Source organism: Alsobacter sp. R-9, assembly GCF_054612375.1.
Genome location: NZ_JBTSWJ010000017.1, coordinates 95,055 through 107,208, shown reverse-complemented (window position 1 = coordinate 107,208; position 12,154 = coordinate 95,055). Strand labels below are relative to the sequence as shown.

General features: G+C 68.0%; 11 protein-coding genes. 4 read left to right on the top strand and 7 right to left on the bottom strand.

Features of this window, described 5'->3' with window-relative positions:
• Window positions 1–258 precede the first annotated feature (258 nt).
• Entirely contained in the window at window positions 259–930 is a 672-nt protein-coding gene (locus ACX9GQ_RS22275; protein ID WP_459631804.1) for a VIT1/CCC1 transporter family protein, read from the top strand.
• 267 nt (window positions 931–1,197) lie between these two features.
• On the top strand, window positions 1,198–1,425 hold the full coding sequence (locus ACX9GQ_RS22270; RefSeq protein ID WP_459631803.1) for a hypothetical protein: 228 nt from the start codon (window positions 1,198–1,200) through the stop codon (window positions 1,423–1,425).
• Window positions 1,426–1,589: 164 nt separating this feature from the next.
• Here the strand turns inward: ACX9GQ_RS22270 and ACX9GQ_RS22265 are convergent, their stop codons facing one another.
• From ACX9GQ_RS22265 to ACX9GQ_RS22235, 7 genes are all read right to left on the bottom strand, one after another.
• Entirely contained in the window at window positions 1,590–1,940 is a 351-nt protein-coding gene (locus ACX9GQ_RS22265) for a response regulator (protein ID WP_459631802.1), read from the bottom strand.
• A complete protein-coding gene (locus ACX9GQ_RS22260) occupies window positions 1,937–3,862 on the bottom strand; it encodes a PAS domain S-box protein (protein ID WP_459631801.1) in 1,926 nt (641 codons plus the stop codon). The genes ACX9GQ_RS22265 and ACX9GQ_RS22260 overlap by 4 nt, the downstream gene beginning before the upstream one ends.
• 520 nt (window positions 3,863–4,382) lie before the next feature.
• Window positions 4,383–5,237 carry a carbohydrate ABC transporter permease gene (locus tag ACX9GQ_RS22255; RefSeq protein ID WP_459631800.1) on the bottom strand — a complete coding sequence of 285 codons (855 nt, stop codon included), beginning with the start codon at window positions 5,235–5,237 and terminating at the stop codon, window positions 4,383–4,385.
• Window positions 5,237–6,139, bottom strand: coding sequence for a carbohydrate ABC transporter permease (locus tag ACX9GQ_RS22250; protein WP_459631799.1), 903 nt, complete (start codon window positions 6,137–6,139; stop codon window positions 5,237–5,239). The genes ACX9GQ_RS22255 and ACX9GQ_RS22250 overlap by 1 nt, the downstream gene beginning before the upstream one ends.
• A gap of 83 nt (window positions 6,140–6,222) precedes the next feature.
• Window positions 6,223–7,518, bottom strand: a complete 1,296-nt coding sequence (locus tag ACX9GQ_RS22245; RefSeq protein WP_459631798.1) for an ABC transporter substrate-binding protein — start codon at window positions 7,516–7,518, stop codon at window positions 6,223–6,225.
• Window positions 7,519–7,628: 110 nt separating this feature from the next.
• Window positions 7,629–8,648 carry an aldo/keto reductase gene (locus ACX9GQ_RS22240; RefSeq protein ID WP_459631797.1) on the bottom strand — a complete coding sequence of 340 codons (1,020 nt, stop codon included), beginning with the start codon at window positions 8,646–8,648 and terminating at the stop codon, window positions 7,629–7,631.
• Window positions 8,645–9,640 (bottom strand): amidohydrolase family protein, encoded by a 996-nt coding sequence (locus ACX9GQ_RS22235; RefSeq protein WP_459631796.1) that lies wholly within the window; start codon window positions 9,638–9,640, stop codon window positions 8,645–8,647. Before ACX9GQ_RS22235 ends, ACX9GQ_RS22240 begins: the two co-directional genes overlap by 4 nt.
• A gap of 288 nt (window positions 9,641–9,928) precedes the next feature.
• On the opposite strand from ACX9GQ_RS22235, the gene ACX9GQ_RS22230 reads away from it, so the two are divergent.
• Together ACX9GQ_RS22230 and ACX9GQ_RS22225 are read left to right on the top strand one after the other, a co-directional pair.
• Window positions 9,929–10,936 (top strand): LacI family DNA-binding transcriptional regulator, encoded by a 1,008-nt coding sequence (locus ACX9GQ_RS22230; protein WP_459631795.1) that lies wholly within the window; start codon window positions 9,929–9,931, stop codon window positions 10,934–10,936.
• Window positions 10,937–10,972: 36 nt separating this feature from the next.
• Window positions 10,973–12,130: a mandelate racemase/muconate lactonizing enzyme family protein gene (locus ACX9GQ_RS22225; protein ID WP_459631794.1), complete on the top strand. Its 1,158-nt coding sequence runs from the start codon at window positions 10,973–10,975 to the stop codon at window positions 12,128–12,130.
• Window positions 12,131–12,154 lie beyond the last annotated feature (24 nt).

The window sequence follows — 12,154 nt, the reverse complement described above, 5'->3', positions numbered from 1 at the left end:
GCGCTGCGCCGCGTCGCGCTGCACGCCGTGGACGCCGTCGGCCTCGTCCACGCCATGCTGCTGCGCATCGAGGCCCTCCTGCTGCCCTTCCAGGTGCTCGTGTTCGGGGGGCATTGAGTGATCGGTTCATTTCAGCGCATTCATCGCCGAAGTGCCAATCCCTGATCACCGCCGACCATGGCACTCGGCGCTCGAGAGGAAGTCGTGGTGCGGCTATCGAACCCGTCCGGTGTCACATCCCCCGCAGGGCCAGCCGGGATGACGAGTGCAAGCCGGCGCCTCATGCCCCGCTATCTCGATCCGGCGAGCCGCCTGGGCGAGGTCCTGTTCGGCCTGATCATGGTCCTGAGCGTGACGCTGACCGCGCGCCTCACCGTGACCGAAGGGCCGGAGGGCATGCATCAGCTCATTCTTGCCGCGCTCGGCTGCAATCTCGCCTGGGGCGTGATCGACGGCGTCATGTACATCATGGCGGCCGTGACGGAGCGCACGGGCAAGGCGCGGATCCTGGCTGCCGTTCAGGACGCTCCCGACGAGCAATCCGCGCGGGCCGTCATTCGGGAACACGTGTTGCCCGAGTTCGAGACCGTGGCGAGCGAACCCGTGATGGTGCGGCTGGAGGAGGATCTGCGCGAGTACATCCTCGCGGCACGGCCAGTGAGTTCTGGGATCACGTCGGACGACGTGAAGGGAGCAGTGGCCTGCTTCGCGTTGGTCTTCGTCTCGACGCTCCCGGTCGTGCTGCTCTACCTCGTCATGGACGATCCCTTCGCAGCGGTGCGGGCGTCCAACGTGCTGCTGCTCGTGATGCTCTTCGCCGCCGGTGCCGCGTGGGGGCGATTTGCCGGCACGAGCATCTGGTGGTCCGGGGCCTCGATGGTCGGGATCGGGCTCGCGCTCGTCTCGGTCGCAGTCCTGTTCGGAGGCTAGGCCCGCCAGGGTCTCCCAGGTCAGCGACCGGAGACCGAACTGAACCGGGCAATCCAGGGGAACGCGCCGAAGGGGCTTGCATCCAGCGCCCGTTCCGCAGGGAGCGCCGGCCTGATCCGCCCGGTCAGCGTCAACCCAAGCCGTTCATCGCCGCGACCGACGGCGAGTGGCATGTCTTTGTCGGGGGCCGGGACCGAGGTGGCATCACGCGCCGATCGCCACGGCTACGCTTAACTCCTGACTTGCGGCGCCGGCGCGACACCAAACATGTCGTCCATGAGCGGGCGCGACCTGAACGAGCAACTGGCTGCCACACTCCTCCTGGAGCAGTGCGACCTCGATGACGAGACGGATTGTCTCGTCACCCTCATTGCGGCCGAGGACCGCCCTTGCTCCGCCCGGGTGATCGCTCTCGTGCTGGACGAGGTCCGCGCACTGGCGCGCAAGATGGCGGGACAGACCCCAACCCACGCACCGTCCTCGAAGAAGCACTGAGCTGGCTTCCCCCGGCTGTGCGTCGTGGAGCCATCCCCCAGGCGGGCTGAGGTGTGGGCGGGGGCGTTCCAACCCATCGTGCCGCGGGCCATAGATCGATGGCTCAGGATCTCCGGCGCCAGCGACTGCCTGGCCGGGCCACGTCGGCCGGTTTTCGTCGTCGCTCACAGGACGCGGGACAGCGCCGACTCCAGCGTCTCGGCGCTGAACGGCTTCGTCAGGACGCTCGTTCCGGCTCCCGAAGGCGCCCCCGTCACCCCGTAGCCAGACGCGAAGACGACGGGGATCCCCCGGGCGCGGAGCTGATCGGCCACCGGGTCGATCCTCCGCCCTCGGACGTTGATGTCGAGGAGCGCGGCGTCGAGCGGCGCGCAAGCGGCCAGTTCGAGCGCCGAGTCGATCGAGCCCGCAGGGCCGATCACCGTCGCGCCGAACTCGACCAGGAGGTCCTCGATCATGGCGGCGACGAAGCCCTCGTCCTCCACGACCAGGATGCGTTTTCCCGACAGCGTCATCTCGGATCCTCCCGAACGCCCGGCTTGACGGCGCCTTCGATGGCGCATGTCACGCCCTCGGGCAGGAAGCGGAACTCGACGCGGCCATCGAGATCGCTGGCAAGGATGTGCTCGATCAGTCGCGAGCCGAAGCCGCGCTTCTCCGGCACCCGGACGGTCGGCCCGCCGCTTTCGATCCACTGGAGGTGGAACCGGTCAGGCTGCGTCCCGGCGCTCGTCCAGTTCAGTCGCACGCGCCCCCGATCATTGGAGAGCGCGCCATACTTGACCGCATTCGTGGAAAGCTCGTGCAGCGCCATGGCAATGGCCAGCGCGGCCTTGGGATCGAGCATCAGCGGGGGGCCCGATATCTCGATGCGGCTGCGATGGGAGGCGCCGAGACCGAGCGCCTCGTCCGCAAGTTCGTCCAGCCGCGCGTGTGACCAGTGGGTGCGCGTCAGCATGTCGTGCGCACCTGCGAGAGCCGCCAGCCGGCCGTTGAACGCTCCTCGCAACCCGGCGGACACGTCTGCGCCCTTGAACGTCTGGTGCGCGATGCCCTGGACCACGGCCAGCGTGTTCTTCACCCGGTGGTTCAGTTCGGCGAGCAGGAGTTCGCGCTGCATCTCCGCGGCCCGGCGCTCGCTGATGTCGACGATCGCCGTCAGGCAAAGGCCTTCGTCCCCCGGCACCCTGGTGCGCACCATCTCTGCCGGGAACGTGGTCGCGTCTTTGCGGACGGCCATGATCTCGGCGCTGCGGTTCCTGCCTGGGACTTGGGCATTATCGTCCGCCGGCCCCGACAGGAGGGGTGCCATGGCGTCACGAGGCATCAGCGTCTCTGCCGGCATGCCGATGAACTCGTCCCGAACGTAGCCGAAGAGGCGCTCGGCCTGCGCGTTCACCATCCGGATGGCGCCGTCCGCGTCGGTGAGGATCATCCCGCTGGGCGCCGACTCGAACACGAGGCGGAAGCGCTGCTCGCTGGCGAGGATCGCCTGCTCCGCCTCTTCCCGCTCCGTCACGTCGATGTTCACGCCGATCATGCCGAGGAAGGCGCCGTTCTGGGACCGGCGGGGTTCGGCATCCGTGTTGAGCACGCGCCAGCGCCCTCTGGCGTCGAGGAAGCGGCCGCTGGTGCGCACCCGCTCCTGGCGGCCCAGCGCCCGCGCCATCGCCGCGCCGATCGCCGGGGCATCCTCCGGGTGCATGGTGCTCGTCCACTCGAAGTCGGGGACCGTGGCCTCGTCCACGCCCCAGAACTCGCGGAGCTTCCTGTTGAGGTGCAGGCACTTTCCCGAAGCGTCGCTCATCCAGATCATGACCGGCGCGTTCTCCAGCATCATGCGGGAGCGCTCTTCCGAGAACCGCAGTGCCTCCTCGGCGGCCCTGCGTGCCTCCTCGGCGCGTGCGCGCTCCACGCTGAACCCGACCTGCCGGGCGATCGTGACCGCGAGGTCGACCTCGCGCGCGCCGAAGACCCTGGGGCACGCGTAGTAGGTCATGAACTTGCCCACGACGGCCCCGCCCGCGACCAGCGGGATGAAGGCCAGGCCGAGGATGTTCTCGCTGACGATCCTCTCCTTCACCCAGTCCGGTTCGGCGGTCTCCCGGATGTCGCCCACGAAGATGGGTTCGGCGTTCTTCTGGCCACGGACCCACGGGGAGTGGCCGTCGAGCGTGTGCCGGTAGACCTCGGAAAGCCCCCGCCAGGCCACGAAGCGCATGACGCCATCGTCGTCGAACAGGAGGATGGACGCCCGGCTGCACCCCATCGCCTCGCAGATGATGTCCAGCGCGGCATCGAACACGTCGGCAAGGGACACGGCCCGGTAGAGGCGGTCCGTCAATCTGTAGAGGACGGCAAGGTTCTGGCTGTCATGGAGCGCCGGAACCGGGTCCCCGGTTGGCGTGGTTGAGGCGCTTGCCGCGACACCGTTCATGATGCGCGATGACCTTCTTCTCCGGCTGCCAAACTCACTCCAAGTTAGGTCGGCTGGAGATCTGCGGCAATATCATTCGTCGCGAAAACATGTCCGGTCTTGCAATGAAGCGAAAAGAGATGATAGGAATACGAAATAGCGAAGCTGTAGCTCAGTAATAAGAACACTGAGTACTGCACAGGTACAGCCGGCTCGCTGGGGTTTCAATTCTTGAATGTATGCGCGCCGCATGGCTTGTCCGCGATGGATTTCCGGCCGGGCGCACGAGACCGTGGTTCTCCATGAAGGAGCCATCAGCCCGATCGTCATCCCCGGCCATCCAAGGTGAGGCGCTTGGCGCGGGCGAGGCTGCACGACGTTCCTCGCGAAGGAGACGGCGAGATCCCGGCGAAAGGTGGTCGGGGCACTCGATGGGTGCGCGCAAGGCGCACTCCCGCGTCAACCCGCCTGCCCCTGTGGAGACGAGGCGCTCATGCGGCGGCGCGTCCGGGAGGGCGAACCGCCGGTGGTGCGGCCATCGTCACTGCTTGACCGATCCGGCGGCGAGCCCCGAGGTCATCCGGGTCTGCAGCGGCAGGAAGAGGAGTAGCGTCGGCAGCGTCGTCAGGGCCGAGCCGGCCATGACGTGACCCCACTCGACGACGTTCTCGCCGAAGTAGGAACTGAGCATCAGCGGCATCGTCTTCAACTCGGTCTCGGTCAGGAAGGCGAGGGCGAACAGGTACTCGGCCCAGCACAGCAGGAAGGCGTAGGTCGCCGTGGCGACGATGCCCGGCATCATGATCGGCAGGATGATCTTGGTGATCACCTGGAGGCGGGAGCACCCGTCGATGATGGCGGCCTCGTCCAGCGTGCGCGGCACGGACTCGAGGTAGCCGACGAGGAGGTAGATCGAGAACGGGATCGACACCGCTACATAGACGAAGATCAGGCTGAGATAGTTGTTCAGGAGGCCCAGCCGCGCGAACAGGATGAACAGGGGCGTCACGAGGATGATCCACGGGAACGTCTGGCCCATCATCACCGAGCCGAAGAGGACGCCTTTGCCGCGGAAGCGCAGGCGCGAGAAGACGTAGGCGGCGACGACGGCCACGGCCGTCGACGCAAGCACGCTGGCGATGCACACGAAGAGGCTGTTGAAGATGGCCCGCGAGAACTCGGACGCCAGCAGGCTGCGATAGTTCTCCAGCGTGTAGACGTGGGCCCCCGCCGCGAACATCGTCTCCGGAGTCCGGAACGACGCCACGAACACCCAGGCCGTCGGGTACACCAGCACGAACAGCGCGACGAGCGTCGTCAGGATGACGAGAACCTCGGCCGCCAGCCGGCGCGGACCCTGCCAGCCGTACCGGACCCGGTTCGGGGCGGCGACCATCAGAACACTTCCTTCAGTTCGCGCTGCGCGATCACGCGCAGGTACACGATGCCGAACGCCGTCATGATCGCGGCCATGACGACACCCACCGCCGAGCTGTAGCCGAGGCGGCCCTCGATGAAGCCCTTGATGTAGACCTCCGTGGCCATGACGTTGGTGTAGAGGCCCGGGCCGGCGCCCGTCGTGAGCCAGACGTAGACGAAGTTGTTGAAGGTCCAGAACGTCGACATCAGCACCATGACGATGATCGCCGGCTTGAGGTGCGGCAGGTAGACGTAGCGCATCACCTGCAGGCGGCTCGCGCCGTCGACCTCGGCCGCCTCGACGAGCTCGTCCGGGAGGGACTGAAGGCTCGCCATGAAGGTGAGCGTGACGAGCGGCAGCGTGTTCCACGTGATGATCGTGATGAGCGCCGGCCAGACGAAGTTGGCCGTCGCGAGGAACGCCACGGGCTGCGAGACCAGCCCGAGGGCCATCAGGGCCTCGTTGATCGCTCCCACCCGCGGATCCAGCATCCAGCGCCAGATCAGGATCGCCACGATCGGCGGCGTCGCCCACGGCACCAGCAGCAGCACGCGGCTGATGGTCTGCAGGCGATACTTGCGGACCGTGCGGCTGGTCAGGAGGAAGGCGAGGCCGAGGCCGAGCACGATGCGCACGGTCACGCCCACGACCGTCAGCCAAACCACCGTGTTGAACAGGACGTTGCGGAAGTCGCGGCTGGTCAGCAACTCCCAGTAGTTCTCAAGCCCGATCCATTCGCCCCCCTTCCGCATGCCGAACAGGCTGAGGTCGGTGAAGCTGTTGTTCAGGTTGTAGAGCGTCGGATAAAGGTAGAAGCACACCAGGAAGAAGAACGTCGGCACGAGCATGGTGACGACGAACCGGTTGTCCCCCTTCATCTCTCGCTCTTCTCGATCCGTATCAACGTTGGATGCGGCGGGACCGGTGCGCGCGGACGCACCGGTCCCGGGACCTGCATCGGTTACTTCTGGTTCTTGGCCAGTTCCTTCGAGATGGCCTCATGCAGCTCGGCCGCGGCCTGCTTCGACGTCTTCTCGCCGATGAAGACCGAGCCGGCCGCCCGTCCCACGGCATTCCACATGAACGGAATGGTCACGGGGCCGCTGTTGTAGGCGCCCCAGCTGCGGGCCGTCTGCAACTGAGCCGTGAAGCCGGGGCCGATCTCGGCGGGCAGCCGGTCGTAGTTCATCACGGGCCGCTGGGGCTGCACGTAGTTGGTGTAGTGCTTCGTGAACAGCGGATCGGGGGTCGCGAGGAAGCGCACCAGCCGCCACGCCTGCTCCGGGTACTTGGTGTTCGCGCTGATGGCGATGTGCCGGCCGCCGAAGAACGTCTTCGAGCCGTTGGCGTCGGCGGGGTGGGGTGCGGCCGCGAACGGCACCGGCTTGCCCGGATTGCGCTGCTTGAACGCGTTGACGATCTGCACGCCCACCGCATCCGGCACGCTGGCCATGGCGATGTCGCCGTTGACCATGCCCTCGACGATCTCGGGCGCCCCCCACAGGCAGATGGAGAGGTTCGACTTCGGGTTGTGACCCTGGTCCAGATAGCTCTTGTAGTAGTCAAACGCCTCGGCGATCTGGTCCGGCGTGATGTTGACGAAGAACTTCCCGCCGTTCGGCTGCTGGTCGACGAAGGCCCAGCCCTTCGACCAGATGTAGAAGTTCGTGAGGAACCAGATCGTCGGCGTGCCGCAAGTGCCGGCCGGGAAGCCCCAGCCCGCCTTGCCGGTCTTCTCCTTCACCGCCGCGCTCGCCTTGCGCAGCTCGTCCCACGTCTTCGGCAGCGAGTCGTAGCCGGCCGCCTTCAGCAGGTCCTTGTTGTAGACCATCCCGAACGTGTCGGTCGTGAACGGGATTGCGTAGGTCTTGCCGTCAGCACCCATGGCGAGGTCGCGCGAGACGAACTGGTCCCAACCCGCGACGCCGATGCCGGTCTTGGCTATGAAGTCGTCGAGCGGCCGAAGGGCCCCGGCCGCCGCGAAGGCGCGCGGCCAGACGAAGGCGATCTGCGCCACGTCGGGCGCGGTGCCGACGGCCGCTTCCCTCAGGAACTGCTGCTGCGCGTCGCCCCAGCTCACGCGCTGCATCGTCACCTTGATGTCGGGGTTGGCCTTCTCGAACTCGTCGAGTGCCGCGCGCATCTGCGGCGCCTCGGGATCGTTGAAGCGGAACGTGATGGTCGTCTGGGCCTGCGCCGCGGTGGCGATGCCGGCCAGCAGCGCGGCCGCCACGAATGTCTTCAGTCGCATCGTCATGTCACCCTCCCTCGTCTTCGTTCCTGGACCGCTGCGGACCTTGCGGCGCGCCACCGTCCCGTTTCTTCACCGCGGCGTCGCATACCCGCCGCCAGGCCATGGGGCGCCGATCACGGGCCCCCCGGCAACGGCGCATGCGCTGGAATGAGTTTCTCGGACTTGAGGTCCGACCAAAGGGCCGCGGGCAGGGCCTGCGCCATGAGGTCGGCATTCGCGTGAACCTCGGACGCGCTTCGGCACCCCGCGACGACCGTCGCCACCGCGGGATGCCCGAGCGGGAACTGCAGCGCCGCCGCCGCGAGCGGCACGCCGTGGCTGGCGCACACCGCCTCGATCCGGCGCACCTTCGCCAGCACGTCCTCCGGCGCGTCCTGGTAGAAGTATTTCGCCCCGCGCGCGGCGCCCGTCGCCAGGATGCCCGAGTTGTAGGGGGCCGCCATCAGGACGGCGATGTTCTTCTTCGCGGCCAGCGGCAGGAAGCTGTCGAGCCCATCCTGGTTCAGCAGGGTGTACTGGCCCGCCAGCATGATGCAGTCGAAGTCGCCGTCCCGCGCGAAGCGTTCGCAGACGTCGGCATCCTTGATCCCGACCCCGATGGCGCGGACCAGCCCTTCCGATCGCATGCGGTCCAGCTCCGGGTAGGCCCCGTCCATGGCCTCGCGGTAGCGCTGCTCGAAGGCGTCCCCGTGCCACCGCCGCACCACGTCGTGGATGAGCAGCATGTCGACGCGGGCGAGGCCGAGCCGCTGCAGGCTGTCCTCCAGCGAACGGCGCACGCCGGCGGCGGAGTAGTCGTACACGGTGTCGAAGGGCAGGGGAGCCGCGAAGAGCTCGCTGCGCTCCTGTACGCGGTCGACGGGGCGGAGGAGGCGGCCGACCTTGGTCGAGACCACGACGCGGTCGCGCGGCACGCCCCGCAGGGCTTCGCCGAGGCGATGCTCGCTGAGCCCGTGCCCGTAGAGCGGGGCCGTGTCGAAGAAGTCGATGCCGCGAGCGAGGGCGGCCGAGACCGCTCCGCGGGCGTCCGCATCGCTCACCTCGCTGAACAAGCCGCCGAGCGGGACGCAGCCGAAGCCGAGAACCGGCACGTCGAGGCCGGTCGTGCCGATGGCGCGCCGGGGCAGGCTCATGACGCGGCCTCGTGGATGGGGGCTGCGGCGTGCAAGGGTGTTTCCTCCGCCTGGTGGGGAAGACGATAGGCCAGGCGGGCCGTCGTCGAGAAGAGCAGATCCCGCTCCGCCGGCGAGGCGTCGGCGACGATGGCCTGCAGCGCGGAGACCTGGTGCGGGATGGTCGTCATCATCTTCTCGATCGGGAAGTTGCTGCCGTACATGCAGCGATCGAAGCCGAAGAGATCGAGCGCCTCCCTGACGAAGGGGCGAAGGATTTCCACGGCCCAGGCCTGGTCCACGGGCCACAGGCCGGAGATCTTCAGGCGGACGTTGGGATGCCGGGCGAGGTCCCGCAGGCCGCGCCGCCACGTGCCTTCGCCGTCCGGGTCGCCCAGGAGCGGCCAGCCGAGGTGGTTCAGGACGATGAGCGTGTCGGGATGGTCGCCGGCCAGCCGGCTCGCCATCGGCAGCTGCGCGGGAAGACAGCCGAGGTCGAAGGACAGCCCGTGGCGGGCCAGCAGCCGGAAGCCGCGGCGGAAGCGCTCGTCCTCCATCAGGTCGAAGCGGCTGGCCGCCCGGCGCACAGGCTCATCGTGCCAGTTCAGCATCATGCGGATGCCGCGCACCAGCGGCTCGGCCGCGGTCTCCTCCAGCGTGGCCTCCACGTCATCGGCCGCGAGGTCGGCGTAGGCCACGATTGCCGAGGGGATACCGGTACGGGCCGCGCAATCGGCCAACCACTGTGTCTCGCCCCGGGGATTGGCGCAGTTCGCCTGCACGTGGACGCAGGCGACGATGTCGACGCCGCGCCAGTCGGCACGGTAACGCTCAGGCGTATAGGTCGACTTGATCGGCCTGTGGTCGCCGAAGGGTCGCGGGGGTGCGTCGGGCGCGAGCCAGGGATAGGGCAGGCGCTCGAGATCCCACAGGTGAAAATGGGCGTCGACGACCGGCCCCGGACGGTCAGGGTGCCGTTGTGATCGCGCCATCTCCTTGGCCTCGGGGCCCATGCCCAGCGATCTCCTTCGTGCGAACAAGGTCGCTGGATCCCGTCGAACGGAACGCCACGACGCTTGATGACATCCGTATGTCACGGCATTCCGCAGGACGTGTCAACATTGTTCGGATCACGCTCGGAATCGGCACCGAAGCGCAGAAAGACGAGGCAAGGAGATCATCCTCGGCGTCTGCATTCGTGCTTCTCATGTGACAGACTGCTTGACATACGAGCATCATTTTTCGACCCTTGTATGGTGCTGCGCAGCATCGGCGGGCAACCGAACCCTTCGGACGTGCGGATGAGACGGCCGACCACCCTCAAGGACGTGTCCCGAGCCGCGGGGCTCTCCCTGATCACCGTGTCGCGGGCACTGCGTCACCCCGAGTCGGTGAAGGCCGAGACCCGGGAGCGAATCCACAGGACCATCGATCAGCTGGGCTATGTGCCGAACCTCGCGGCCCGCTCGCTGGTCTCGCGCCGCAGCAACACCGTGGGCGCCATCGTCCCGATCCTGCGCTCGACCCTGTTCTCGACGGCCATCCAGAGCCTTGCATCGGTGCTGCAGGCGAACGGCATCCAGCTCCTCGTGGGGGCGAGCGAACGCTCGAGCGACATTGAGTCGGAGCTGTTGAACGCCTTCGTCGGCCGGCAGGCCGATGCCCTCGTCCTGACCGGCTTCACGCACGCGCCCCAGACGCGCGAGCGGCTGCGGCGCTACCGCGGGCCGGTGGTCGAGACCTTCAACCTGAGGCCGGATCCGATCGACCTCGTCGTCGGCTACGACAACGTCGCGGCGGCACGCACGCTGACGATGCAGCTGCTGGCCCGCGGCTATCGGCGCATCGCGCTCGTCGGCGGCGACTTCACCAACAACGACCAGGCCTTCGACCGGCAGCGCGGCTTCTTCATGGCGATGCGGGACGCAGGGATGGCCGTGCCGCCCGAATACGTCGTCAGCGTTCCCCAGCCGACGACGATGGAGAACGGGCGCGACGCCATCCGGCGGCTCCTCGCGCTGTCGCCGCGGCCCGACCTCGTCTGCTTCCATTCCGAGATTCCGGCCGTCGGCGGCCTTCTCGAGTGCCTGCGGCTGGGCCTGTCGATTCCCGGCGACATCGCGCTGGCCGGCTACGGCGACCTCGAGATCTCGCCGAACCTTCCCGTCCCCCTCACGACCGTCCATGTCCGCAGCGACGCCATCGGCCGCATCACCGGGGACCTCATCGTGCGCCGGCTGCGGGGGGAGACGATCGACGAGCCCGTCGTCGACGTGGGGTTCGAGACCGTCATGCGGGAGAGCGCGTGACATGTCCGGGGCGACAGGGCCATTGCGGGAGGGACCATGACCGAGACGAACGCCATCCGTTCCCCGGCATCGCCGGCCCGCATCGTAGGGGTCGAGACCATCATGCTCCGGCTGCCGCTGGAGCGCCCGATCGTGGGTCCGTTCGGCCGGCTGGATGCCCGGCCCAACCTCCTGGTCAGGGTTCGGACGGACGCAGGCATCGAGGGGCTCGGCGAGATCTGGGCGAATTTTCCGCCCTGGGGATGCCAGGAGCGGATCGAGATCGTGCGCAACGTACTGGCGCCGCTGCTGGTCGGCGAGAGCCTCGATGACCCGCGCCGGCTCTATTACCTCATGCACCGGCGTCTGCGGCTGCTGGCCAACCAGTGGGGAGCGCCGGGACCCGTCCACCAGGCCATCGCCGGCCTCGACATCGCCATCTGGGACGCCTTCGCGCGCCAGTTGGGGCAGCCCCTGGCGCAGGTGCTGAGGGGAGGAGGCTCGGCTCCCGACCGCGTGGAGGTCTACGCCAGCGGCATCGCCCCGCCGCACGTCGTCCGGACGATCGAGGCCGCGCGGGCACGCGGGCATTGCCGCTTCAAGATCCGCCTGTCCTTCGGCGCGGATGCCGACCGCGACACGCTCGCCACGGCCCGGCGGCTGGCCGGCGACGCCCCCGTGATGGCGGATGCGAACCAGACCATGACGGCGGAGACGTTGCGCGACATGCTGCCCGCGATCCAGGCGGCCCGGCTCGACTTCCTCGAGGAGCCGTTCCCGGTCGATGACGTCGAGGCCTACCGCAACTGGCCGCGCGATATCGGAGTGCCTCTCGCGTTCGGGGAGAATGCCCAGGGCCTGGATCAGCTCAGGCAGGTCATCGCGCTCGGGGCCGATACGGTCCAGCCTGACATCACCAAGACGGCGGGATTCACCGAGGGACTCGAGATCGGGCGCGCCGTCGTGGCGGCGGGGAGGAAACTCTGCCTCCACATGTTCGGCGGCGCGGTCGGCCTCTACGCGAGCGCGCACCTGACGGCCGCCATCCCGGGCGCGCACTGGCTCGAGATGGACGCCAACCCGAACCCGCTCCTCGAGAGCACGCTCGACGTCGTTCCTGCCGTGAGGGACGGATGCCTGATGCTTCCGTCCGGACCCGGCCTCGGGGTGACGCTGGCTCCCGGGGTGGTCGAGCGCTGGGGCTCGACGTCATGAGGACCGCGCGACGGCCGCAACGGG